The sequence below is a fragment of the Microbacterium sp. YJN-G genome (genome assembly GCF_015040615.1).
In the GTDB taxonomy this organism is placed as follows: Bacteria; Actinomycetota; Actinomycetes; order Actinomycetales; family Microbacteriaceae; genus Microbacterium.
Genome location: NZ_CP060402.1, coordinates 826,727 through 852,287, shown reverse-complemented (window position 1 = coordinate 852,287; position 25,561 = coordinate 826,727). Strand labels below are relative to the sequence as shown.

Below are 25,561 nucleotides of genomic sequence, written 5' to 3'. Positions count from 1 at the left end.
ATGTCCCCAGACATCGCAGCTCCCGACGCATCCTCCCCAGTCGGTGCATCAGGACCGCTCTGCATGATGAGACGACGCATTCTGCGGATCATTACGGGACTTCCGCGAATTTCTCGGAGATTTTCCGCGGAACGACTTCGGGGTGGTCGCCGGGAGCGTTCTCAGGGGTGGCCAGCCGACCGTTTTCACGTGAGAATGGGTCGGGCGCGTGATGATCCCCCGATTCACGCGTCTCTTCTCGTGAGCGTGATCCTGCGCGCACGACGACGAGGAAGAACGTGGACGACCAGAGCAGCGAACGACCAGCACCGGCTGATGCCGACCTCGTGCTGCGCACCCGATCGGGTGACGCATCAGCATTCGGCGAACTCTGGCGACGCCACTACGGCTCGGGCATGGCGGTGGCGCGCTCGATCACCTCGTCCCTCGACCCGGACGACCTGGTGCAGGAGGCGTACTCGCGCATCTACCAGGCGATCCTCAAGGGCGGCGGCCCCAACGGGTCGTTCCGCGCGTACCTGTTCACGAGCATCCGCAACACCGCCGCCGCCTGGGGTCGCGCCCGCCGCGAGACGGCCATCGACGAGCTGGAGACGGGCGCCGATCCGGCGAGCACCGAGGAGGCGGTGAGCGAGGGGCTCGACCGCGGCCTGACGGCGCAGGCGTTCCGTTCGCTGCCCTCCCGCTGGCAGGAGGTGCTGTGGTACTCGGAGATCGAGCAGATGAAGCCGGCCGCCATCGGCACGCTGCTCGGCATGAGCGCCGGCGCGGTCTCGCAGCTCGCGTTCCGCGCCCGCGAGGGCCTGCGCGAGGCCTGGGTCCAGGCGCACCTGCGCAGCGTCGAGGACGGCTCGGAGTGCCACCGGACCATCCAGCAGCTGGGCGCGTACTCGCGCGGCAACCTCGGTGTGCGGGTGCGTCAGCGCGTGGACGCCCACCTGAAGGAGTGCGCACGGTGCATGATCGTCGCCGCCGAGGCCGAGGAGGTCTCCGGCCGGCTCGCGCTCGTGCTCCTGCCCCTGGTGCTCGGGGGCTCCGGCGCCTCGGCGTACCTCGCGACGCTGCAGGGCGGCGGCGCCCCGGTGGTGGCGCTGGCCGCGATGCCCTCCAGCGTGGTCGAGGGTGCGGTCGTCGCCTCCGGCGATGTGCAGGCGGATGCCGATGCGGCATCCGCCGACCCGGGCGCCGATGCGTCCGGCGGAGCGATCTCCCCCGGAGGGTCGGGATCGGCCGGCGGGACGGCTTCGACCAGCGGTTCCGGGGCGCTGACGGGGATCGGCGCACTGGTGAGCGCTGGGGTCGCTGCCCTGGCCGTGGCCGCCGTGGTGGCGGCTGCCGCCGTCGTGCCGCGGATGTTCGACAGCACCACGACCTCGCTGCCGAGCGCCGCCGAGGCGGATTTGCCGGCGATCGCGTCCGAGGTGCTGCCGGATTCGACGCTGCCCGCCGACGATCCGATGGTCATCGAGATCGACGAGCCGGTGCCGGCGATTCCGGATGCCGGGGATGCCGTGGCCCCCGCCCCGCCATTGGCGGCGCCCGCCCCCGAGGCGACCGCCGAGAACAGAGTGCCGGCCCCGACGCCGGTGCCGGAGCTGACGCCCGAGCCGACGCCCGTTCCCGAGCCCGAGCCGACGCCCGAGCCGACGCCCGTTCCAGAGCCCGAGCCCGAGCCCGAGCCCGAGCCGACGCCCACCCCGGCCCCCGAACCGACGCCGGAGCCGGGCACCGACACCGGCGGCACCGAGGAACCCAGCACGCAGCCGGAGACGGAGCCCGGATCCGAGCCGAGTGTGGTCGTCCCGCTGTCGTGGGGCACTCCGTTGGTGGGGCAGGACGCGCAGGGCGATCTCGTCTACCTGGTGCCGATCACCGGCATGCCCGGCGCGACCGTGCAGTCGCAGTTGGCCGGCGACGCGACCCGCATCCATGAGGTGGTGCTCGACGCGGACGGCAAGGGGATCGCCGAGCTGCGACCCACGACCATGGAATTCCTGACCGACGTCGAGGTCGCGTTCCGGTACATCGTGGACACGGTCAGCGGAGACTGGACGCTCACGAGCCTCTGGTCGCTGTGATCCTCCTGCCCGCCGGCCGCGTCGGGCGATCCGGGCGGGAATGAGTCCGGACCGCGGCGAATAGACTTGAGGCATGCCTGAGGAGTCCGTCGCCGAACCCGGCGTGAACCGTCCCGCCGTCACGCCGCTCGATCTCATCCGCGTGGTCGTGCTGCTGGTCGCCCTGGCGACCCTGGCGCTGTGGGGCTTCGGCAGCTGGCCCATGCCGTGGAACATCGTGGTCGGCATCGGCGCTCCGGTCATCACCCTGCTGGTGTGGGCGCTGTTCCTCTCTCCGCGCCCGGTGCTGCGACTTCATCCATTCCTGCGCGCGCTGGTCGAGCTGCTGATCTATGCGGCCGTCACTCTCGCGTGGTGGTCGATGGGTCAGGCCTGGCTGGGCATCGCATTCGCCGCGGTCGCCGTCACCGCCGGCGTCATCGCAGGACGACGCGCCCTGGCATGAGCGTCGTCGCGCAGCTGCGGGAGGAACTCGGCGACATCGTCGACACCGATCCGGAGCTGCTCGAAGCGGCCAGGGCCGACCGCAGCGGGCACCGCTCCACCGGCCAGCCGCTCGCGGTGGTGCACGCGCGTGACGTCGCCGACGTCCAGGCGACCATGCGCATCGCCTCGCAGACCCGCACCGCCGTCGTCGTGCGCGGGGCCGGCACCGGACTCGCCGGTGCCGCCAACGCCGGGCCCGGCCAGATCGTCCTCTCCATGACACGCATGGACCGCATCCTGGAAGTGCGCCCCGATGACCTGCTGGCCGTGGTCGAGCCCGGCATCCTCAACGCCACGCTGAACGCCCACCTGGCCGCCGAGGGCGTGTGGTGGGCACCCGATCCCGCCAGCCGCGACATCTCCACCGTCGGGGGCAACATCGCCACCGGTGCGGGCGGACTGCTGTGTGCCAAGTACGGTGTCGTCCGGGATGCCGTGCTGGGCGTCGACATCGTGCTCGCCGACGGGCGGCTGCTGCGACTCGGACACCGATCGGTCAAGGGCGTCACCGGCCTCGACCTCACTTCACTCGTGATCGGCTCGGAGGGGCGGCTGGGTGTGATCGTCGGAGCGACCCTGAAGCTGCGCCGGCTGACCGAGGGCGTCATCTGCACGATCGCCGCGTCCTTCGACTCGGTGCGCGCGGCCGCATCCGCCTCATCGGCCGTCACGGCGGCGGGCGTGCAGCCCGCGATCATGGAGCTGATGGACGCCCGCTCCCTCGCCGCCGCGCACGATCTGCTCGGCCTGCCCGCCCCGGCCGCCGGCACGGCACAGCTGACCATCCAGACCGACGGCCCGGCCGCGCGCGACGAGGCCGAACGCATCACCGCGGTCCTCGGCGCAGCCGGGGGCGTCGTGGCGATGACCGACGATCCCCTGGAGGGCGAGCGGCTGCTCGGCATCCGTCGCGCGATGCACCCCGCGATGGCGGCACTGGGCACGACCCTCATCGAGGATGTCGCCGTGCCCCGCAGCGCGATGCCGGCGATGTTCGACGAGATCGCCCGCATCGAGCAGGCCTTCGGTCTCAGCATCCCCACCGTCGCGCACGCCGGCGACGGCAACCTGCATCCGAACTTCATCTTCGAGGGCGAGACGGTCCCCGCGCTCATCTGGGAGGCCGCCGCCGGGCTGTTCCGCGCCGCCATCCGGCTCGGCGGAACGCTCACCGGCGAACACGGCATCGGGATGCTGAAGAGCCGCTGGCTCGCCGAGGAGCTCGGCGAGGACCAGTGGGAGATCCAGCGTCAGATCGTGCGCGTCTTCGACCCGCAGGGCATCCTCAACCCGGGAAAGGTGTTCTCCGATGCCTGACATCCGCGTCAGCGCCGCCGTGATCGTCGACAGCGCGGGCCGCGTGCTCGTGGTCCGCAAGCACGGCACCACCCGGTTCATGCAGCCCGGCGGCAAGCCCGAGGCCGGCGAGACCCCCGCGCAGACGCTCATCCGCGAACTCGACGAAGAGCTGTCGCTGCAGGTGGACGAAGCCGACCTCGAACCGCTCGGCACCTTCGTCTCGGCTGCGGCGAACGAGCCCGGTCACCGGGTGATCGCCGACGCCTTCGCGCTGCGCGCCGAGCCCGGCGACGTCGTCGTGCAGGCCGAGCTCGCCGAGCTGCGCTGGCTGGAGCCAGGCGACCGCACGAGCGTGCCGCTGGCCCCGCTCAGCGAGGAGCACCTGCTGGCGTTCGCCTGGGACTGAGTCACCGGCGGCGCAGGGCCGGACACCGGCGGCGCAGGGACTCCCCGGTGCCGCCGGTGCGGCTCACAGGCCCTGCCAGGCGGGCTTGTTCGCGTAGGTGTAGCGGTAGTAGTCCGCGAGCCGGAGCTTCGACGCGGCGGCCTCGTCGAGCACGACGGTCACGTGCGCGTGCAGCTGCACCGCGGATGCCGGAACCATGGCGCTGACCGGGCCCTCGAGGGCTGCGGCGACCGCGTCGGCCTTGCCCTCGCCGAAGGCGAGCAGCACGAGGTGGCGGGCGCGCAGGATCGTGCCTAGGCCCTGCGTGATGCAGTGCTGGGGCACGTCGTGGATGGAGTCGAAGAAGCGCGCGTTGTCCTCGCGGGTCTGCTGCGTGAGCGTCTTGATGCGGGTGCTCGAGGCGAACGAGGAGCCGGGCTCGTTGAACCCGATGTGACCGTCGGTGCCGATGCCGAGGATCTGCAGGTCGACGCCGCCGGCGTCGGCGATCGCCTTCTCGTAGTCGTCGCCGGCGTGCTCGATGGTCTCGACCGCACCATTGGGCACGCGGACCAGCTCGGGGTCCAGGCCCAGCGGCTCGATGACCTCACGGGTGATCACCGAGCGGTAGCTCTCGGGGTGCGCCGGGTCGATGCCGACGTACTCGTCCAGCGCGAAGCCGCGCAGGTGCGACACGTCGTGCCCATCCAGGCGCTCGCGCAGCGCCTCGTACACCGGCAGCGGGGTCGAGCCGGTCGCGAGCCCGAGCACCGGCTCGGGGATCGTGTCGATGAGACGCACGATCTCATCCGCGACCAGTGCCCCGGCGACGGACCGGTTCTCCACGATGACGACTTCAGCCATGAGCGATGTTCTCCTTGTCGAGGGTGGTGCTCTCCGCAGGTGCAGAGCCCAGCAAGGCGGCTGCGACGGCCGCCACCGGCGAGTCAGCCGGGAGCCCTTCGATTCTCTCATCGGGGCGCGACGCGCGCCCGCGACCGGTGACGGCCGTGAGCTCTCCCCGCACGAGGAATCTATTTGTTAGTACACCTTACGAACCACCCTCGACGCAAGCCGGGCGCGTGCGGGGCGCAGGTTACCGAAACGTTACGGCTGCGTCCAGTTCGCAGGCCCGATCACCACCCGGCGTCGGCGTGTCGTCACGTACCATGAGAGAGAAGTCACACCGTGCTTGGGGGGTGAGTAGCTGTGACCGACGTTTACTCCGGACCGAACACCGGCGCCACCGCGACATCCGCGCAGACGGCCGCGCTGAGCTACGAGGAGCAGCCCTTCGAGTGGGCGCCCACGACTCCGGCCCCGCGCAGGCGCCGTCTCGGACTGTGGATCGGTCTCGGTGCAGGCGCACTCGCCGTGGCTGCGGGCGCGGCTTCGCTGATCCTCATCGCACCGGGTACGACCATCGCGGGTGTGCCCGTCGGCGGCATGACTCCGGGTATGGCGGCCGACGCCATCGGCAGCCGGCTGGCCGGTACCGAGATCGAACTGACCGGCGCGGGCGCCGGTGCGATCGTCGACGGCGCCGACCTGGGCGCCTCGGTCGATGCGACCGCACTCGCCGAGCAGGCTCTCGCCGACCGCCCGCTGTGGAACTTCGGCACCTGGATGGGCGAGCCCATCCCCGCCGAGATCACCCTCGACCCCGAGGCGGCCGATCGCGCGCTGCGTGCCGCCGTGCCCACCAGCTACGTCGACCCGGTCGATGCCACCGTCGAGTTCGCCCCGGCATCAGCGACCTACGTCGCCACGCCTGCCGCGAGCGGCACCGGCATCTCCATCGACGACCTCGCGGCGGCCTTCACCGCAGCATCCGCCGACGGCAGATCGTCCTTCACGTTCTCGGGCGACCCCACCGAGGTCACTCCCCCGATCACCGACGAGGATGCCGCGGCCACCGTCGAGCAGCTCAACGGCATGCTGTCGACGATCGGCTTCTACGTCGGCGAGGAGCGCACCGTTCCCGTCGCCGCCGACGTCGCCGCGACCTGGCTGAGCGTCGACGCGGTCGACGGTGAGCTGCAGATCACGGCCGACCCCTCGGCGATCCAGACGATGGTGGGCACGCTGCCCGGTCTCGTCGATCGTGAGGTGACCTCTGCGGCGAACATCATCGACTCGCAGGGCAAGGTGCTGCGCACCCTCACCGAGGGCAAGGACGGGCGCGTGCTCGGTGACACCACCGGCATCGCCTCGGAGTTCGCCACCGACCTCGAGGGCGGTGAGGCGGCCTTCCAGCTGCCGGTCGCATCGACGCCGTTCGAGACGACGACGCTGTTCCGCCGCATCGAGGTCGACATCAGCGAGCAGCGCACCTACCTCTTCGAGAACGAGAAGCTCGTGAAGTCGTGGGCCACCTCCACCGGCCTGCCCGGCACGCCCACCCCGCTCGGACGCTTCCGCGTGTTCGGTCACACTCCGCTGCAGGACATGGGCTGCTTCGAGGGCGCCAGCTACTGCACCCCGGATGTCCCCTGGAACACCTGGTTCGCCCCGGACATCGCCTTCCACGGCGCCTACTGGCACAACAACTTCGGCCAGCGCATGAGCCACGGCTGCGTGAACCTGCCGCCGTCGGTCGCCAAGGAGGTCTACGAGTGGTCTCCCACCGGCCTCGAGGTGTGGGTGCACGCCTGAGCGGACGGCTCCGCTCACGCTTCCCGCGCTGAGGCGCGGTAGGGCGCGTCGCTCTCGCGCGCCGCTGGCGCGCCCCCGCGCCTCCGTCCGCTCGACCGGGGTACCGCGGGCCGCCATGCCCGAACCCGACTCCCGCCCCCGGCTCCGCGGACGCAGAACGGGCGGATGCTGTGCAGCATCCGCCCGTTCCTTCTGCCGGTCAGGCCGGCGTGCGATCAGGCCAGGCCGTCGATGACGGCGTTCAGGGTCGCGGAGGGCCGCATCGCGCGGGCGACCTTGTCGACGTCGGGACGGTAGTACCCGCCGATGTCGACCGGCTCACCCTGGACGGCGTTGAGCTCTTCGACGATCGTCTGCTCAGCAGATGCCAGCGACTCGGCCACCGGAGCGAACGCGGCGGCCAGCTCGGCATCCTTCGTCTGCTTCGCCAGCTCCTGCGCCCAGTACAGGCCCAGGTAGAAGTGGCTGCCGCGGTTGTCGATCGTGCCGAGGGCACGGCCGGGCGAGCGGTCCTCCTCGAGGAAGGTGCCGGTGGCGGCATCCAGGGTCTCGGCGAGCACTCGGGCCTTCTCGTTGCCGGTGCGGTCGGCGAAGTGCTCGAGCGAAGCGGCGAGCGCGAAGAACTCGCCCAGCGAGTCCCAGCGCAGGTAGTTCTCGCCGACGAGCTGCTGCACGTGCTTCGGCGCCGATCCGCCGGCACCGGTCTCGAACAGGCCACCGCCCGCGAGCAGCGGAACGATACTCAGCATCTTCGCCGACGTGCCGACCTCGAGGATCGGGAACAGGTCGGTCAGGTAGTCGCGCAGCACGTTGCCGGTCACCGAGATGGTGTCCAGTCCCTGACGCAGGCGCTCCAGGGTGTAGCGGGTGGCGTCCTCGGGGGCGAGGATCGTGATCGTCAGTCCCTTGGTGTCGAGCGTCGCGAGGCCCTGGTGCACCTTGGCGATGATCTGCGCGTCGTGCGAGCGGTTCGCGTCGAGCCAGAACACGGCCGGTGCGCCGGTGGCGCGGGCACGGGTGACGGCCAGCTTGACCCAGTCCATGACCGGGATGTGCTTGGTCTGGGTGGCACGCCAGATGTCGCCGGCGCCGACCTCGTGCTCGATGAGCACGGTGCCGTCGCTGTCGAGGATCTGCACGACACCGGCCGAGGCGATCTCGAAGGTCTTGTCGTGGCTGCCGTACTCCTCGGCCGCCTGCGCCATCAGACCCACGTTGGGGACGGTGCCGATCGTGGCGGGGTCGAGCGGGCCGTTGGCGATCACGTCGTCGATCACGGCCTGGTAGACGCCGGCGTACGACGAGTCCGGGATCACTGCGATGGTGTCGGCCTCGCCGCCGTCCTTGCCCCACAGCTTGCCGCCGTTGCGGACCAGTGCGGGCATCGAGGCGTCGACGATCACGTCGCTGGGCACGTGCAGGTTCGTGATCCCCTTGTCGGAGTTCACGTACGACAGACGCGGGCCCTCGGCGATCGCCTTGTCGAAAGCGGCCGCGATCTCGTCGCCGCCTGCGACCTCTGACAGGCCCGAGAGGATCGACCCCAGCCCGTCGTTGGCGCTCAGGCCGGCCTCGGCGAGCTTGTCGCCGTACTGCGCGAACACGTCCTTGAAGAACGCCTTCACCACGTGGCCGAAGATGATCGGGTCACTGACCTTCATCATCGTGGCCTTCAGGTGCACCGAGTACAGCACGTCGTCTGCCTCGGCCGCCTCGAGCGTCTCGGCGAGGAAGGCGTCAAGGTGCGAGGCCGAGAGGAAGGTCGCGTCGATGATCTCGCGCGGCAGCACCTTCAGCCCGTCCTTGAGCACGGTGATGGCGCCGTCGGCGGCGATGTGCTGGAAGCTCAGCACGTCGTCTTGGGCGGCGACCCACGAGCGCTCGTTGTGCTTGAAGTCGTCGTGACCCATGGTCGCGACGCGGGTCTTCGAGCCGTCGGCGAACGGCTTGTTGCGGTGCGGGTGCTTCTTGGCGTAGTTCTTCACCGCGAGCGGGGCGCGGCGGTCGCTGTTGCCCTCACGCAGCACCGGGTTCACGGCCGAGCCCTTGATGCGGTCGTAGCGGGCGCGGACGTCCTTCTCCTCGAGCGACTCCGGCTCGTCCGGGTAGTCCGGGACGTCGAAGCCCTTCTGCTGCAGCTCGGCGATCGCGGCCTTGAGCTGCGGGATCGAGGCCGAGATGTTCGGCAGCTTGATGATGTTGGCCTCGGGCAGCGTGGCCAGGCCGCCGAGCTCGGCGAGCGCGTCGCCCACCTGCTGCTCGGGGGTCAGCTTCTGCGGGAAGGCGGCGAGGATGCGACCCGCCAGCGAGATGTCGCGCGTCTCCACCTCGATGCCCGCCTGGCCGGTGTAGGCCTTGATGATCGGCAGGAACGAAGCGGTGGCAAGAGCCGGCGCCTCGTCTGTATAGGTGTAGATGATGGCGTCGTCGGTCACCGGATCTCCGTTCGCGAGGGCAGCAGATTTATCTCGATACCAAGATACCCGAGTCTGCTTTCCGCCACGGGCGTCGCATTTCGTCGCACGTGGCACCGTTTCCGACACAGAACGCGGCCGAGGGTCTAGCCTGGTGCCATGTCGGAACTGCGTCTGGTCGAACTGTCAGCTGCGACGATCGTCGCCGTCAACAACCTGTCCCTCAAGCCTGGGCAGGAGCAGTTCCTCGCCCCGGTCTCCTACGGCATCGCCGCCACCGTGGTGAACCCGCAGACCTCATGGCAGCGCGTGGTCCTCGACGGTGACGAGGTCGTGGGCTTCGTCAGCGCCAGCTTCGGCGCCGACACCCCCGAAGAGCACTTCCGCAACGTGCTGTGGCGCATCAACGTCGACGCCGACGATCAGGGCCGCGGCGTCGGGCGCTTCGCCGTGCAGTCGCTGATCGATGAGGCCCGCACCCGCGGTGTCGATCACGTGAACGTGATCTACGAAGCCGGCGAGGGTGGCCCCGAGGCGTTCTTCCGCCGCGTCGGCTTCGACCCGATCGGCGAGACCGAGTACGCCGAGGTCATCGCGCAGATCCGCGTCGACGGCTGAGCTCGGGCCTCGCAGCCCGCAACTCTGAAAGACACCTGCAACGACAGGCTCAGCAACCCATCCTCTGCTGGGTCCCTGAGCCTGTCGAAGGGCCCCAGCCCCAGCAAGGTCGTCCTCCTTGCTGGGTCCCTGAGCTTGTCGAAGGGCCGCGTCGTCACGTGGGGTGCTTCGACAGGCTCAGCAACCTACCCGCGGCGCAAGATTTGTTGCAACTAGCCACAAACACCTTGTGTGCGCCCCGCAGGGCGTTCTATCATCGCTGAGGCGGGGTCGAAACGCTTCGACCCCAGTCGTGTCCCACAGCGACGATGGAGTACCGATGACGACGATCCACGAGGTGGCCCAGGCCGCCGGCGTGTCGATCAGCACCGTCTCGTACGCGCTCTCGGGCAAACGGCCGGTCGCCGAGAAGACGCGCCGTCGCATCGAGGATGCCGCGACCGCACTCGGCTACACCCCCGATGCGGGGGCGCGGATGCTGGCCGGCCGGCGCACGCACATCTTCGCCCTGACCGAGCCGCTGCGCGCCGACACCCACGCCCCCACGCACATGGCGTTCGTGCTCGCGACCTCGGTGGCCGCCAGACGGCACGGCTACGACATCCTGCTGCTGACCGACGAGCAGGCCGCGGGCGGCATGAACCGGGTCACCTCGAGCAGGCTTGTCGACGCCATCCTCGTGCTCGACGTCGCGCCCGACGACGCGCGCGTCGCGATCGCCCGCACCATCCGCACACCAACGATCTTCATCGGCATCCCGGACGACACCGAAGACCTGACCTGCGTCGACCTCGACTTCGAATCTGCCGGCCGCATGGCCGTGGATCGGCTTGCCGACGCAGGCCATCCCGAGATCATGCTCCTGGGCCAGTCCGAGGCCGCGTACCGCACCTCGAACTTCTCGCGCCGGCTGCTGCGCGGCGTCAGCGATGCCGCAGCCACGCGCGGTATCGATCTCGAAGCCGCGACGACGGGCCGGATCTCGACCGAGCGTGCCGGCGTCCGAAGCGCCGTGGAGTCCGCACTCGACCGCGGCATCCGCGCGTTCATCGTGCACGCCGTCGAGGACGTCCACGAGGTGCTGCTGGCTGTGCTCGCCGAGCGAGACCTGCAGGTCGGCCGCGACGTGTCGGTGATCTCCACCGCGACCGCCTTCGACACCACTGCACTCAGCACCCCCGTCGACACGATCCCGCTCGTGCCGAGCCGCTCGTGCGAGCTCGCCGTCGAGATCGCCATCCGGCATCTCGAGCAGCGGGACCCCTCCCCCGGCATCCACCTCATCCCTCCCGACTATCTCGCGACCGGATCGGTGCGTCCGCCGCGCTGAAAGCCCACCCGGTCGTGAGGCTTCATGCCCGCGAGCGAAACGCTTCGACCTCGCCTCTCTCCCACAACAGAACAACCACCCGATGAAGTGTCCGCCCCTCCCGGGCCATGAGAAAGGAGTGCCGATGATGGCACGCACCACCCGCAGAACCAGGACCCTGATGACCCTCGCCGCCCTCACCAGCGCCGGGATCGCGCTCAGCGGATGCTCATCCGCCGGTTCCGACGACGGAGGTGACGGTCAGACTCTGAAGCTGTGGCACTACGAGGGCGCAGACAGCGCGATGGGCAAGGCATGGGCCGAGGCCATCAAGATCTTCGAAGAGGAGACCGGGGCGACTGTCGAGTTCGAGGAGAAGTCCTTCGAGCAGATCCAGAAGACCGCCAGCCAGGTGCTGGACACGGATGCCGCCCCCGACCTCATGGAATTCAACAAGGGCAACGCGACCGCCGGCTTCCTGGCGTCGACCGGCCTGATCAGCGACATCACCGACGCGGTCGAGGAATACGGCTGGGACGACATGCTCGCCCCTTCGCTGCAGACCACGGCGAAGTACACCGAAGACGGCGTGATGGGCGGCGACGCCTGGTACGGCGTGCCGAACTACGGCGAGTTCGTCGGCGTCTACTACAACAAGGATGCCTTCGCCGAGGCGGGACTCGAGATCCCGACCACCTACGACGAGTTCGTCGCCGTGCTCGACGCGTTCGTCGCGAAGGGCATCACGCCGCTCGCCGAGGCCGGGGCCGAGTACCCGCTCGGCCAGCTCTGGTACCAGCTCGCGCTGCTCGAGGGCGACCGCGCCTTCGTCGACGACTACCAGCTGTACGAGAACCCGGTCGACTGGGATGGCCCGATCATCACCTCTGCGACCGAGACTCTCGCCGAGTACGTCGACAAGGGCTACATCGCCTCGGATGTCTCCTCGGTCAAGGCCGAGGACGCCGGCGTCTCGTTCATCAACGGCACGGCGCCGATCTTCGTGTCCGGGTCGTGGTGGTTCGGCCGCTTCGTCGCCGAGGCCACCGCCTTCGACTGGACCATGACGGCCTTCCCCGGCGCCGACCTGTCGCTGGGTTCGTCGGGAAATCTCTGGGTCGTGCCCGAGAACGCTGCGAACAAGGAGCTCGCCTACGAGTTCATCGACATCACGATGCGTCCCGAGATCCAGGCCATCATCGGCAACAATGGCGGCCTTCCGGTCGCCGCAGACCCCGCCGACATCACCGACGAGAAGAGCTCCGAGCTGATCGCGACCTTCAACGGCATCCTCGAGAGGGACGGACTGTCGTTCTACCCGGACTGGCCCGCGCCCGGCTTCTACGACGTGATCGTCCAGGAGCTGCAGGGTCTCGTCACCGGCGTGCAGGATGCCGCGGAGACGACGAAGGGCCTCGGCGAGGCATACGACGAAGGCACCGCGGACTTCCGCTGATCACCGCGCCGGGGCGGCGGGATCCCGCCGCCCCGGCCTGTCCCAGGAGTGCTGAGCATGTCTCTGTCCACACGCGCCCGACGGACGGCGCCCCCGGAGCAGCCCGCGATCCCGCAGAGCGGACGCGGGTCGGGCGCCTATTGGCTGTATCTTCTCCCCGGCTTCGTGCTGCTGGTGGTGATCGTGCTCATCCCGCTGGTCTGGAACGTGTACCTCACATTCCAGAAGTGGCGCGGCGTGCGCGCCCCCGAATTCATCGGACTCGAGAACTGGCAGAAGCTGTTCACGGATGACGACTTCTGGGTCTCGTTCACGAACTCGGTCTGGATGATCGTGGCCATGGTAGTCCTTCCCACGGTGCTGGGACTGCTGATCGCCGCGCTGCTGTTCGATGTGATCGGACGCAGGTTCGGCGGACGCGTGGCGAGCTTCCTTCGCGCCACCTACTACCTGCCGCAGATCCTGCCCGTCGTCGTCGCGGGTATCGTCATCGGCTGGATCGTGCGGCCCGACCGGGACGGCGCGCTGAATCAGATGCTCGGCTGGGTGGGTCTGCCGGCCGTCGACTGGCTCGGCCAGATGCCGTCCGCGCTGATCGTGCTCATGGTCGTGATGGTGTGGGTGCAGATCGGCTACCCCGTCGTCATCTTCATGGCCGCCCTGCAACGGGTGGATCCTGAGCTCTACGAGGCAGCGGAGCTCGACGGCGCGAACTGGATGCAGCGATTCACCGCGATCACCATGAGCATCATCCGTCCTGAGATCTTCGTCGTCACCCTGACCTGCACGATCGCCGCGCTGAAGGTGTTCGGCCCGGTCTACGTCATCACCCGCGGCGGCCCGGCCGGGGCGACCCTCGTGCCGGCCTACTACGCATATCAGGAGTTCTTCACGAAGCGGAACATCGGCTACGGCGCGACCATCGCCACGGTGCTCACGATCGTCGTGGTGATCGTCTCGGTCGTGTTCATCCACGTGCAGAACGCCATGGAGCAGAAGGAGAGGGCGGGACTGTGAGCGCCACCACCGCTATCGTCACCGGCAAGCCCGCCCGCCGTCGCGGAGGCATGAGCCGCCCTCGCGGGGTCGACTGGCTGCTGCTGGCACTGGTCGTCGCCGGTGCGCTGCTGGTGCTCGTGCCCTTCTACCTCGTGCTCGTCAACTCCTTCAAGTCGCCGGTCGACTATGCCACGTCGGGCCCGCTCGCGCTTCCCCGCGAACTCGACCTCACGGGTCTGGTCGCGTTCTGGGAGCGCGTGAACTTTCCGCAGAAGGTGTGGAACTCGGTGCTCATCTCGGGCGTGGTCGCCGTGCTGGCCGTGCTGATCTCGATGCTCAACGCCTTCGCGATCGGCATCGGCCGCGTCCGGGGGCGCAGCTGGATCGTGCTGCTGTTCCTGCTGGCGAACCTGCTGCCGCAGGAGGCGCTGCTGTACCCGCTGTACTACATGTTCAAGAACGTGGGACTGTACGACAGCGTGTGGTCGGTGATCATCGTGTTCACGGTCATCCAGGCGGCCTTCGGCACGTACCTGCTCTCATCGGTGTACGGCACCTTCCCCAAGGAGGTGCTCGAGGCGGCATCCCTCGACGGTGCGAGCCGCTGGCAGATCTTGTGGCGCGTCGTGTTCCCGATCAGCCGCCCGACCCTGTCGGTGCTGCTCATCTTCTTCTTCATCTGGACCTGGAACGAGTTCCTGCTGCCGCTGACGTTCCTCGCCTCGAACGCCAACCAGACCGTTCCGGTGGCGATCAGCGTGCTGCAGGGCGACCGCCTCATGGACGTCACGACCACGAGCGCGTCCGCGCTGCTGGGCATCATCCCGACGCTCATCTTCTTCCTCATCTTCCAGCGCACCCTCACGCGCGGCATCACTGCCGGTGCAGTGAAGTGAGGCCGGTGCGGCGCAGGACGCCGCAAGCCTGAAGGACTCCTGAAACTCTGAAGGATGCTGCGCGCCGCAGCATCCTTCAGAGTTTCGGTCTTCCTTCAGAGTGGAGCGGGCGCGCCGTCGGTGACGACGAGCTCGGCCGCGACCGGGAGGTCGTCGGCGCTCGGGCCGGCGCAGATCCGGTACGTCCCGGCGAGCACGCGCAGCGCACCCTCGTGCAGCCAGTCATCGGCCGCACCGTCCAGCCGCAGCGCCGGATCCCACACCGCCAGCCGCGCGACGTCGAACGACAGCTCGACCTCCCGGGTCTCCCCCGGCGCCAGCCGCACGCGCTGATAGGCCACGAGCAGTCTGAGCGGTCCGGGTGCCCCGGCCTCGGTCAGCGCGTACACCTGCACGAGTTCCTCGGCGGCCCGCTCGCCGCGGTTCGACACGGTCACCGAGACGCGCACGTCGCCGGGTTCGCCCAGCGCCGCGTGCCGGTGCGTCGGTGCCGGTGCGGTGGCGGATGCTGCGGCGAGCGCAAGCGCGTCGTACGACACCGTCGAATAGGTCAGGCCGTGCCCGAAGGCGAACGCGTACGGTTCCGGCTGGTGTCGGTAGGTGGCGCGCTGGCGCCTGGTGTCGTAGTCGAACAGGTCGCCGGCCTGTGCGGGATCGGCCGGCCATGACTGCGCCAGTCGCCCGCTCGGCTCGCGATCGCCGCTCAGCACATCGGTGATGCCGTTGCCGAGCTCCTGCCCGCCATGGCTCGACCAGACGACGGTGGCCGCAGCCTCCGCCCCCGCGAGCACGTAGGGGTAGCTCGACACGATCGTGAGAACCGTGCGGGCGTTGTGCTGCCGGCTGATGCGCCAGATCCCGGCGAAGGCCTCGGGCAGCAGCAGATGCGGCCGGTCGGCCGTCTCGCGCCCGGCGAGATGAGGATCGTTGCCCACGGCGACGACCACGACATCGGCGGATGCCGCGGCCGCGGCGACGGCATCCGCTCCCGTGCGCACCGTGCGCACGCCGAACCGCTCGGCGTCGTCGAGGGTGACCCCTTCGGCGAGTAGCAGCCCGACCTCGCGGGACACGCGCACCCACCGCCCCGATCCCAGGTGCAGCAGCGACCAGGTGCCGTCGGCGTGCACGTGCCGGCGGAAGCTCTCCTGCACGACCCAGCCGCCGACGCGGCTCGCATCGGCCTTCATCGGCCAGGCGCCGCCGGTGAGCAGGCGTCCGCTCGCGTGCGAGCGCAGCGTGAGCAGCCCGTCGCCCCAGTCGGTGACATCGAAGAGCGCGTCGGGGTCGGCATCCTCTCCCGTCGCGGCGACGACGGCGCCGTCGGCGGAGGCGACCACGTACCGGCCGTCCGGCGCGCACAGCGCGATCGTGTCGGCGCCGGTCTCGACGACGACGTCGGCGGACGGGTAGCGGGCGGCCAGGCCCGCGGCGATGCCCACCGCGTACGGCGGCGTGCCCGAGTACCAGTCGGTGAGCACGACATCGGCGAGCGGACCGACCACGGCGATTCGTGCCGGGTCGGCGAGCGGCAGCACGCCCTCGTCGTTGCGCAGCACGACCACCGAGCGCCCTGCCGCCTCGCGGGCGAGTTCGCGCGCGCCGGGGGCGTCGACGGCATCCGCCCCGATTCCCGCATAGGGGTCCTCGTCGCCGTCGAACTCGCCGGTGCGGATGCGCATCTCGAGGATGCGTATGACCGCGGCGTCGATGTCGGCCTCGTCGAGCAGTTCCTGCTCGAGTGCGCGGGTGACGTTCTCGATCGTCGGGCGCGCGTCGGCGTCGTTGTCGGTGAACGAGTCCATGCCGCTGCGGATCAGCGCAGCGGCGGCATGCACCGCGTCGGGCTGCGCACCCTGCACGGTCACGACGAAGGTGGGCGCCCCGGCATCCGAGACGATCGCCAGCGACTCGTCGCTCCAGCTGCGCGCCTCGGCGACGAGCTCAGGCTGCGTGTGCGCCGGGGTGCCGTTGACCTGGTTGTAGGCCAGCATCATCGACCCGGCCGTCCTGTGCTCGATCGCGGGGCGGAAGGCGGGCAGCTCCTCCTCGTGGAGGGTGCGCAGCGACATCTCCGACGAGGTCGCCGAGCGGTCGGTCTCGTTGCTGTAGCCGAGGAAGTGCTTCAGCGCCGGAACGGTCTTCCAGACCCGCTCGTGCCTGCCGCGCAGACCCTGCGCGTAGGCGCAGCCGAGCCGGCCGGTCAGGTGCGGGTCCTCGGAGTAGCCCTCCTCGTTGCGACCCCACTGCGGGTGGCGCAGCGTGTTGACCACGGGCGCCCAGACGTTGAGGCTGACCAGCGGATCGGCCGCGCGCTTCGCGCGCAGTTCGGTCGAGGTCACCTCGCCGATGCGCTCGATGAGGTCGGTGTCCCAGGTCGCCGCCAGGCCGACCGGCTGTGGGAAGACGGTGGCCTCTCCGAGCCAACCGACTCCATGCAGCACCTCGGCTCCGGTGCGCGACTCGGCGATGCCGAGGCGCTCGATCGCGGGCATCGCCTGGTGGAGCATGGCGATGCGCTCCTCACGCGTGAGCCGCGCGAGCAGGTCGGCGGCGCGCTCTGCCACCGGCAGGTCGGTGCTGCGGAACCTCATCCGGTCACCTCCAGGGAGATCGTGCCCGCTCCGTCGGCGTGCACCACATCATCGCCGGACTGCAGCGACCACGGTGCGGTCGCGTCGTCGCTGGTCGCGACGATCGTGCTGCCGGTGCGCCGTACGCGGAAGGTCGTCGATCCCCCGTCCGGCCCGGGGACGGCCGTCTCACGGTCGTACCCCTCAGGCAGCTCGAAGCAGCGCAGCGTGACACCGTCGGCCCAGTCGTAGTCGGGCCGGGAGTCCTCGCTGCCCCAGGGCAGCACGGTGCCGGGTCGCACGCGCAGCGGCACCGACAGGTAGTCGTGCTGCTCGTCGATCCAGCGGCCGCCGTCCACGACAGAACCGTCGAGGAGAGAGGTCCACCGGCCGGCGGGCAGGTAGTACGAGGCATCGCCGTCGGCGTCGAAGACGGGGGCGACGAGCAGCGCCTCGCCCAGCATGTACTGGGTGTCGGCGTCGTACCCGGCGCGGTCCGCGGGGAACTCCAGCACCATCGGGCGCATCATGGGAACGCCCTCGGCCGGCGCCTCGCCCGCCACGCGGGCGAGGTACGGCATGAGCCGCATCTTCAGGTTCGTGAAGCGGCGGGTCACGTCGACCGCCTCGTCATCGAACAGCCACGGCACCCGGAAGGTCTGCGATCCGTGCAGGCGCGAGTGCGAGGACAGCAGCCCGAACGCCAGCCAGCGCTTGAACACGGCGGGGTCGGGCATGCCCTCGAAGCCGCCGATGTCGTGGCTCCAGTAACCGAAGCCGCTCATCGACAGCGACAGTCCGCCGCGCAGCGATTCGGCCATCGACGAGAACGTCGAGTCGCTGTCGCCGCCCCAGTGCACCGGGAACTGCTGGCCGCCGGCGGTGGCCGACCGGGCGAAGACGACGGCCTCGCCCTCGCCGCGCCGCTTCTGCAGCGCGCGGAAGACGACCTCGTTGTAGAGCTGCGGGTAGAAGTTGTGCATGCGCGCCGGGTCGGACCCGTCGAACCACTGCACGCCCTCGTGCGGGATGCGCTCACCGAAGTCGGTCTTGAAGGTGTCGACGCCCTGGTCCATGAGGCGCTCCAGATGCGCGGTGAACCAGGCTGCGGCATCCGGGTTGGTGAAGTCGACGATGCCCATGCCGGCCTGCCACAGATCCCACTGCCACACCGAACCGTCGGTGCGGCGCAGCAGGTAGCCCTTCTCGGCCGCCTCGGCGAACAGCGCCGAGCGCTGGGCGATGTACGGGTTGATCCACGCCGAGACGTGCAGGCCGCGATCGTGCAGGCGCGCCAGCTGCCCCTCCGGGTCGGGGAAGGTGCGCGGATCCCACTCGAAGTCGGTCCACTGGAACTCGCGCATCCAGAAGCAGTCGAAGTGGAAGACGCTCAGCGGCAGGTCACGCGCGGCGAAGCCGTCGATGAACTCGTTGACCGTCGCCTCGTCGTAGTCGGGCGTGAACGACGTGGTCAGCCAGAGCCCGAACGACCAGGCCGGCACGCGGGCGGGCCGGCCTGTGAGGGCGGTGTAGCGACCGAGGACGGCCTTGGGGGTGCCGCCGCCGAACAGGTAGTAGTCGAGCGTCTCGCCGGGCACCGAGAACTGCACGCGCGAGTTGATCTCGCTGCCGACCTCGAACGAGACCCGGTCGGGGCTGTCGACGAGCACGCCGTAGCCGCGGGAGGTGACGTAGAAGGGCACCGACTTGTACGACTGCTCGCTCGAGGTGCCGCCGTCGGCGTTCCAGGTGTCGACGACCTGGCCGTTCTTGACGAAGGCGCCGAAGCGTTCGCCGAACCCGAAGACCCGCTCCCCCGGCGCGAGGCCGAGCTGCTGCAGCATCCAGGTGCTCTCCGCGGTATGCGTGCTTTGGGCCTTATCCGTCTGGGCCGTGCCGGTGTAGTGCGCGACGGACCGGGCCTCCGAGCGGGTGAGCACGCGCCCGCCCTCTTCGAAGGTCACGTCCCACGCGCCGCGCGCGACCCGCACGACGAGATCGCCGGTGCGCAGCTCGCCGCCCGCCTCGGAGAGCGAGACCGCGGGGACGAACCCCTCCTCGCCGGTGACGGCGAAGTCCGGACCGCGGTGCACGCCGCCGGAGTGCCGCTGCACGCGCACCTTCACCACGCCCGGGGCGGGCGAGGAGTACGTCGTGGTGATCATCGGGCGGTTCAGCGTGTCGCCGCGGTGCTCGATGTGCTTGGTGGGGGCGTACACGGTCATCGTGCCGGCGGTCTCGTCGATGCGGATGTCATCGACCTCGACCGCGAACAGCGGGGTCAGTCCGGGGCGGGTCAGCCAGTAGCCGTCGGTGAACTTCACCTGTCAGTGCCTTTCGCTCAGTGCTTCGCTCAATGCGCGGACCTCGCCGGGCGCGATGCCCACCGTGTCCGCGGTCTTCTCTCCGGTGAGCAGGTCGAACAGACCCGCCGTCACCGGCACTTCTGCGGGGCTCTCCCCGTGATTCAGCAGGAAGAGCACGCCGCCGCGGCGGACGGCCTCCAGCCCTTCGGGCAGCACGTCGACGCCCGCGATCGGGCCCGACACGGATGCCGCGGCCAGCGCCCCCGAGATGACCGCATCCAGCGCCCCGTCCGATACGACGGCGCCCAGGTACCAGGCGCCGCCGTTGCGCGTGATCGCCGGGATGCCGTCGAGGTCGCCCCCGCTGTGCGCCGCGAGCACCTCGGCGCCTTCCGTGCGCAGGCGCTCGGCGAGCACGTCGGCGCTCTGCGGCTCGGCGGGCCCGAATCCGTCGGCGAGACGGAGCATGCCCGGCCGCATCCCGGCCCATTCCTCTGCGCTGGCCCCGATCAGCTCGCGCAGCAGCACCGGTGAACGCCCCTGCAGGATCGCGGCGTGCTCGTCGGCGACGCCGCTGAACGGGCCGATGACGATCTGCGCACCCCCAGCCGCGGCCCCGGCGAGCGATGCCGCCGCCTCGGGGCTCAGGATGTACGCGTGGGGCACCAGAATGACGCGGTACGCGTCGAGTCCGGCATCCGGATGCACGACATCCGCGGCGATGCCGCGGCGCCACAGCGACCGGTACCAGCGGTTCAGCTGCTGCATGGTCGAGAGCCGCTCGGTGGGGCGCGCGGGCTCCTCGCCCGCCCACCAGCTGGACCAGTCGAACAGGATGGCGACGTCGGTGGGCACTCGCGCGCCCGCGACCGCCGACAGCAGCTTCAGGTCGGCACCCTGACGGCAGGTGCCGCGGAACACGTCGGAGTCGGTGCCGGCGTGGGGCAGCATCGCCGAGTGGAAGCGCTCCGCGCCCGAGCGCGCCTGCCGCCACTGGAAGTAGCAGATCGCGTCGGCCCCGCGGGCGACGGCCTGCAGCGAGTCGCGTCGCGCGCGCTGCGGCGACTTGGGCAGATTGTGCTCACGCCACGAGACGGCGCTGATGGACTGCTCCATCAGCATCCAGCTGCGCCCGCCGCCGAGGGACCGCATGAGGTCCTGCACGAGCGCGATGCCGCTCGCCGACTGCGGGTCGGCCGGGTCGGGGTACTGGTCGTCCGAGATCACATCGACCTGATCCGCCCAGGAGTGGTAGTCGGCGTGCGCGAAGAACCCCATGAAGTTCGTCGTGATCGGCTGCGCGGCCCCCGCGGCACGGATCGCGTCACGCAGCTCGGCGTAGCAGGCGAGCAGCTGGTCGGAACTGTACCGCCGGAAATCCAGCGACTGCGCGGGGTTGATCAGGTACGGCGTGCGACGGGGAGGGAGTATCTCGTCGAAGGAGTCGTAGCGCTGCGACCAGAACGCGGTGTTCCACGCGGCGTTCAGCGTCTCGATGTCGCCGTGCCGGCGGCGCAGCCAGAACCGGAACTCGCGCGCCGCCTCGTCGCCGTGGTCGATCTGCCCGTACTCGTTGCCGACGTGCCACATCCGCACGGCGGGATGCTGCGCGTATCGCTCGGCGAGATCGCGGGTGATGGCCTGCGCGTACGCGCGGTAGGTGCTCGACGCCGGCGAGAACTGGTTGCGCGATCCCGCGACCAGGCGCACGCCGTCGCGGTCGACGGGCAGCACATCGGGATGCTGCAGTCCGAGCCACGGCGGGGGCGATGCCACGGGGGCGGCCAGGTCGACGGCGATGCCGTTCTCGTGCAGCAGGTCGAGGATCTCGTCGAGCCAGGCCCATTCGCGGGCCCCCTCGCGCGGTTCGATCGTCGCCCAGCTGAACACTCCGACCGTGACGAAGTTGACGCCGGCTTCTCGCATGAGACGCACGTCCTCGTGCCAGACCTCGCGCGGCCACTGCTCGGGGTTGTAGTCGCCACCGAAGGCGAGCCCGCGCTCGGTGATGAGCGCGTCGAAGGCGCGACGCGCTGAGGTCTGCGATGACATGTCCCGTGATTCTCCATCGAAGTGTCGAAGCGTTTCAACAACGGAACATATACTAACCACATGTCGATGTCCACGAAGCGGTCGGACGCCCTGCACACGCTGAGATACCGGAGCGCGTCAGCACGCTGGACCGATGCCCTGCCGGTGGGCAACGGCCTTCGCGCGGCCATGTGCGAGGGGCGCGCGGGCGGCGAGCGGCTGCTGCTCAACGACACCACCGCATGGTCGGGCGGCGTCATCGACGATCCGCTCGCCGGCGCCCTGGACCGCGGCCCCGCGGCGATCGCCGCGGTGCGCGAGGCGATCGGGGCCGGCGACCTCGACCGCGCCGAGGCGCTCGTCGCACGCCAGCAGACCCCCTGGGCGCAGGCGTTCCTGCCGTTCGGCACGCTGGAGGTGTCGCTCGCCGGCGTCGACGCCGCCCGCACCAGCGGACTCGAGCGCACCCTCGACCTGCGCACCGGGATCGCGACGCACACGTACAAGGCGCCGGATGCCGGCCGCGTGACGCACGAGACCTGGGCGGATGCCGTGACCGGCGCGATCGCTCACCGGATCACCGCCGAGACGCCGGTGTCACTCGAGGTGCGCCTGACCGGCCCGTTCCCCTCTGCATCCGCGACCCCTTCTTCGGACGAGGCCGGCCTGACCGCGCACTGGCACCTGCCGGTCGACGTGCCGCCCGGGCACGCGGCCTCGTCCGCCGGCATCCGCTACGACGAGGCCAGGGGGCGCCGCGGCGCCGTCGTGGTGCTCGCCAGCACGGCATCCGCGATCACGGGCGGCGTGCTGCGCACCGCCGCCGCGACCACCCACCTGCTGACGATCGGGACGGCGACGGCGGATGCCGGCGGCGACGCCGTGGCGGAGGCCCGCGCCGTCGCCGGCGCGGGCGCCGAGGCGGACGAACACGTCGTCGCGCATCGGGCGCTGTACGAGCGGTGCGTTCTGGATCTCCCCTCCCCCGCGGAGTCCGTCGACCTCGACACCGACGAGCGCGTGCTGCGGGCGCAGGAGCACGACGACCAGGGTCTTGCAGCCCTGTCGTTCCACTACGGCCGCTACCTGCTGATGTCGTCGTCACGGCCCGGGGGCCTGCCCGCGAACCTGCAGGGCATCTGGAACGCCGAGCTACCCGGCCCGTGGTCGAGCGGCTACACCGCGAACATCAATCTGCAGATGGCGTACTGGCCGGCCGAGACGACGGGCCTGGCCGAATGCCACCTGCCGCTGCTCGAGTTCATCGCCCGCGTCTCGGAGGGCACCGGCGCCACCACCGCCCGCGAGCTGTACGGCGCCGACGGCTGGGTGCTGCACCACAACACCGACCCGTGGGGGCATGCCGCGGCGGTCGGCGAGGGCGTGGGCGATCCTAGCTGGTCGACCTGGCCGATGGGCGGAGTCTGGCTGAGCCTGCACCTCTGGGAGCGCTGGCTGTTCGACGGCGATCTCGACGCGCTGCGCGAGCGGGCCTGGCCGGTGCTCGAGCGCGCCGCCCGGTTCGCCTCGAGCTGGATCCAGTCCGACGGCGAGCGCGCGTGGACGAGCCCGTCGTCCTCGCCGGAGCACCGCTGGCTCGACGCCGACGGCATCCCGCGCGCGATCGGGCTGACCGCGACGATGGATGCCGAGCTGCTGCGCGCCCTGTCGGCCGCATGCCGCCAGGCGGCGGCCGTGCTCGGCCGCGAAGACGCCTGGGTCGGCGATCTCGCCGCGCTCGTGGACCTGCTGCCGCCGCTCGCGATCTCGGCGCAGGGCCGCATCCAGGAGTGGGCGCGCGACGTGCCGGATGCCGAACCCGAGCACCGCCACCTGTCACACCTCGTCGGCGTCTTCCCACTCGGGCTGATCACCCCCGATGCCGAACCCGAGCTCGCCGCGGCTGCCGCCGCGTCGATCCTCGGCCGCGGCCCCGAGTCGACCGGCTGGGCGCTCGCGTGGCGTGCGCTGATGTGGGCGCGCCTGCACGAGGGGAACCGGGTGCACGAGCAGCTGTGGATGCTGCTGCGTCCCGTGCCCAGCCCGGGCGCCCATGATTCCGCGGAGCAGCGCGGCGGCGTCTACCGCAACCTGTTCAGTGCGCATCCGCCGTTCCAGATCGACGGCAACCTGGGCTTCACGGCCGCGGTCGCCGAGTCGCTGGTGCAGTCCCACGACGGGATGCTGCGACTGCTGCCCGCCCTGCCGGAGGCCTGGCAGGAGGGCTCGGTGCACGGCATCCGGGCACGAGGCGGCGTCGTCGTCGATGTGGCGTGGGCGTCGGGGCGGATCCGCCGGGTAGCCTTGCACAGCACCCGCTCGCTGACCCTGCGCGTGCACGGACCGGGGCTGCCGGAGCGGTCCGTGCAGCTGAGCGCCGATCAGCCGATGACCATTGAGACGAAGGAGCTTGCATGGTGACGATCGCCGACGTCGCGGCGACTGCGGGGGTGTCGATCTCGACCGTCTCGTACGTCATGAGCGGCAAGCGCACGATCTCGCAGGACACCAGGGACCGCGTGGAGGCGGCGATCACGAAGCTGGGCTACCGGCCGCATGCGAGCGCCCGCTCGCTCGCGTCGCGTTCCACGAGGGTGATCGGCCTGCAGGCACCGCTGCGCTCGGGCGTGGACGTGCACGTGATCATGGAGATCGTCTCGGGCGTCGTCGCCGAGGCGCGCGCGAACCGCTACGACATCCTGCTGCTGACCAGCGACGACGCCGAGGGGCTCAGCCGCGCGGCGGGCGGTTCGATGGTTGACGCGCTGATGGTCCTGGACGTCGAGTCCGAGGACCCGCGTCTGGCCACACTGCAGGAGCTCGGCACGCCGAGCGTGCTCATCGGCCTTCCCGACGGGGCGAACGATCTGGTCTGCGTCGACTTCGACTTCGAGGCCGCCGGCCGTCTTGCCGCGGCACGCCTGGCCGAGCTGGGGCACACCCGGGTCGCGCTGTTCGGCGCCCCTGCCGAGGTGCTCGACAGGCACACCTCGTACGCCGAGCGGCTGAATCGCGGTTTCCTGGCGGGATGCGCGGAGCACGGCATCACCGGCTCGGTGCACCCGTGCCCGAGTTCGGCAGATGCCGTCGGCGTGGTCGACGACATCCTCACGCAGACACCCGAGATCTCGGGAGTGCTGTTCCACAACGAGGCGGCCCTGCCGCATGTGGCCGCGCACATCGCCGCACGCAGCCCGCACTGCGATGTGATCGCGCTGAGCCCGTTGCACCTCGTGCGCGACGTGCCGGGGCTGACCGACACGATCGAGGTCCCGGCGATCGAGATCGGCACCGTCGCGACCCGCGCGATCCTCGCGCTGCTGGCCGGGGAGAGCGTCGACCGGATGCAGTTGCTGCCGCCCCGGCTGTTCGGACCCACGGGCTCCTGATGCGCATCGGGATCGACCCTGCCGGCAGCACCGCCCAGGGGATCACGGGGTTCCTGAGCTTCGTCGCCCTGAATCTGCTGCACCTGGTCTGCTGCGTGCCCATCGTGACGATCCCGGCGGCGACCGCGGCGCTGTTCGAGGTGACGATCCGCTACTCGGATGACGAGAGCGGGCGGCCGCTGAAGGACTACCTGCCCGCATTCCGCTCGAACTTCCGGCGCGCGTCGCTGCTGGGCGCAGCGACGCTGCTGCCCATGCTGCTGCTCACCTTCAGCGCCGTGTTCTGGTCGGGCAATCCCACGCTGCTCGGCGGCATCGCCATGGTGATCTCGATCGTCGCCGCGGTGTTCGCGTTCATGGCGTTCCTGTACGCGATGGCCCTCACCGCCGTCTACGACGCGCCGGTGCGGCAGAGCCTGCGCAACGCCGTGCTGCTGCCGATGACCGAGCCGCTGCGCACGTTCGGGGTGCTGATCATCCCGGTCACGCTCGTGTGCATCACTCTCGTCTTCCCGATCTTCGCGGTCGTCCTGCTGACCGTCGGATTCTCGGTGGGCGCCTACCTGACGGCGTTCCTGTTCCGTTCCGTCTTCCGGCGCCACACGCCCGGGGCGTGAACGACGGGCCTGATCGCCGGCATCCGATCGCCGGCATCCGATCGGGGACC

Annotated in this window: 18 protein-coding genes; 13 read left to right on the top strand and 5 right to left on the bottom strand. The window is 70.3% G+C overall.

Annotated features, from left to right (window positions below; all coding sequences use genetic code 11):
- The first annotated feature begins 278 nt into the window (after positions 1–278).
- From H7694_RS03935 to H7694_RS03920, 4 genes are all read left to right on the top strand, one after another.
- Entirely contained in the window at positions 279–2,078 is a 1,800-nt protein-coding gene (locus tag H7694_RS03935; protein WP_193598240.1) for a sigma-70 family RNA polymerase sigma factor, read from the top strand.
- A 73-nt stretch (positions 2,079–2,151) separates the two neighbouring features.
- Positions 2,152–2,523, top strand: coding sequence for a YrdB family protein (locus H7694_RS03930; protein ID WP_193598238.1), 372 nt, complete (start codon positions 2,152–2,154; stop codon positions 2,521–2,523).
- Complete coding sequence (locus tag H7694_RS03925; RefSeq protein ID WP_193598237.1) at positions 2,520–3,881, top strand: FAD-binding oxidoreductase; 1,362 nt, start codon at positions 2,520–2,522, stop codon at positions 3,879–3,881. Before H7694_RS03930 ends, H7694_RS03925 begins: the two co-directional genes overlap by 4 nt.
- The gene (locus H7694_RS03920; RefSeq protein ID WP_193598236.1) at positions 3,874–4,269 is read left to right on the top strand and encodes an NUDIX hydrolase; all 396 of its coding nucleotides are present in this window, start codon (positions 3,874–3,876) and stop codon (positions 4,267–4,269) included. The genes H7694_RS03925 and H7694_RS03920 overlap by 8 nt, the downstream gene beginning before the upstream one ends.
- 63 nt (positions 4,270–4,332) lie before the next feature.
- On the opposite strand, the gene H7694_RS03915 is transcribed toward H7694_RS03920, so the two are convergent.
- Complete coding sequence (locus tag H7694_RS03915; RefSeq protein ID WP_193598235.1) at positions 4,333–5,112, bottom strand: glucosamine-6-phosphate deaminase; 780 nt, start codon at positions 5,110–5,112, stop codon at positions 4,333–4,335.
- Between the two features lie 345 nt (positions 5,113–5,457).
- Here H7694_RS03915 and H7694_RS03910 point away from each other — a divergent pair, with 345 nt between their 5' ends.
- A complete protein-coding gene (locus H7694_RS03910; protein WP_193598234.1) occupies positions 5,458–6,903 on the top strand; it encodes a L,D-transpeptidase in 1,446 nt (481 codons plus the stop codon).
- Between the two features lie 215 nt (positions 6,904–7,118).
- Here H7694_RS03910 and H7694_RS03905 read toward each other — a convergent pair whose 3' ends face one another.
- On the bottom strand, positions 7,119–9,338 hold the full coding sequence (locus H7694_RS03905) for an NADP-dependent isocitrate dehydrogenase (RefSeq protein WP_193598233.1): 2,220 nt from the start codon (positions 9,336–9,338) through the stop codon (positions 7,119–7,121).
- 138 nt (positions 9,339–9,476) lie between these two features.
- Between H7694_RS03905 and H7694_RS03900 the strand changes: the two genes are divergently transcribed.
- The 5 genes from H7694_RS03900 to H7694_RS03880 all read left to right on the top strand — a co-directional run bounded on the left by H7694_RS03900 (position 9,477) and on the right by H7694_RS03880 (position 14,595).
- Positions 9,477–9,935 carry a GNAT family N-acetyltransferase gene (locus tag H7694_RS03900; protein ID WP_193598232.1) on the top strand — a complete coding sequence of 153 codons (459 nt, stop codon included), beginning with the start codon at positions 9,477–9,479 and terminating at the stop codon, positions 9,933–9,935.
- 319 nt (positions 9,936–10,254) lie between these two features.
- Entirely contained in the window at positions 10,255–11,265 is a 1,011-nt protein-coding gene (locus H7694_RS03895) for a LacI family DNA-binding transcriptional regulator (RefSeq protein WP_193598230.1), read from the top strand.
- Between the two features lie 127 nt (positions 11,266–11,392).
- On the top strand, positions 11,393–12,700 hold the full coding sequence (locus tag H7694_RS03890; protein WP_193599062.1) for an extracellular solute-binding protein: 1,308 nt from the start codon (positions 11,393–11,395) through the stop codon (positions 12,698–12,700).
- 57 nt (positions 12,701–12,757) lie between these two features.
- Positions 12,758–13,717 carry a carbohydrate ABC transporter permease gene (locus tag H7694_RS03885; protein WP_193598229.1) on the top strand — a complete coding sequence of 320 codons (960 nt, stop codon included), beginning with the start codon at positions 12,758–12,760 and terminating at the stop codon, positions 13,715–13,717.
- Positions 13,714–14,595 (top strand): carbohydrate ABC transporter permease, encoded by an 882-nt coding sequence (locus tag H7694_RS03880; RefSeq protein ID WP_413782925.1) that lies wholly within the window; start codon positions 13,714–13,716, stop codon positions 14,593–14,595. Before H7694_RS03885 ends, H7694_RS03880 begins: the two co-directional genes overlap by 4 nt.
- Before the next feature lie 95 nt (positions 14,596–14,690).
- Here the strand turns inward: H7694_RS03880 and H7694_RS03875 are convergent, their stop codons facing one another.
- Genes H7694_RS03875 through H7694_RS03865 form a run of 3 tightly spaced genes read right to left on the bottom strand, consistent with a single transcriptional unit; the run spans position 14,691 to position 21,526 of the window.
- Positions 14,691–17,189: a glycoside hydrolase family 3 C-terminal domain-containing protein gene (locus H7694_RS03875; protein ID WP_193598228.1), complete on the bottom strand. Its 2,499-nt coding sequence runs from the start codon at positions 17,187–17,189 to the stop codon at positions 14,691–14,693.
- The gene (gene yicI, locus H7694_RS03870; RefSeq protein WP_193598227.1) at positions 17,186–19,492 is read right to left on the bottom strand and encodes an alpha-xylosidase; all 2,307 of its coding nucleotides are present in this window, start codon (positions 19,490–19,492) and stop codon (positions 17,186–17,188) included. Before yicI ends, H7694_RS03875 begins: the two co-directional genes overlap by 4 nt.
- Positions 19,493–19,495: 3 nt before the next feature.
- Positions 19,496–21,526 (bottom strand): beta-galactosidase, encoded by a 2,031-nt coding sequence (locus tag H7694_RS03865; RefSeq protein ID WP_193598226.1) that lies wholly within the window; start codon positions 21,524–21,526, stop codon positions 19,496–19,498.
- Positions 21,527–21,586: 60 nt separating this feature from the next.
- Between H7694_RS03865 and H7694_RS03860 the strand changes: the two genes are divergently transcribed.
- The 3 genes from H7694_RS03860 to H7694_RS03850 are packed head-to-tail and all read left to right on the top strand — an operon-like array spanning position 21,587 to position 25,511.
- Positions 21,587–23,926: a glycosyl hydrolase family 95 catalytic domain-containing protein gene (locus H7694_RS03860; protein ID WP_193598225.1), complete on the top strand. Its 2,340-nt coding sequence runs from the start codon at positions 21,587–21,589 to the stop codon at positions 23,924–23,926.
- The gene (locus H7694_RS03855; protein ID WP_193598224.1) at positions 23,920–24,894 is read left to right on the top strand and encodes a LacI family DNA-binding transcriptional regulator; all 975 of its coding nucleotides are present in this window, start codon (positions 23,920–23,922) and stop codon (positions 24,892–24,894) included. Before H7694_RS03860 ends, H7694_RS03855 begins: the two co-directional genes overlap by 7 nt.
- Positions 24,894–25,511 (top strand): YesL family protein, encoded by a 618-nt coding sequence (locus H7694_RS03850; RefSeq protein ID WP_193598223.1) that lies wholly within the window; start codon positions 24,894–24,896, stop codon positions 25,509–25,511. Before H7694_RS03855 ends, H7694_RS03850 begins: the two co-directional genes overlap by 1 nt.
- Positions 25,512–25,561 lie beyond the last annotated feature (50 nt).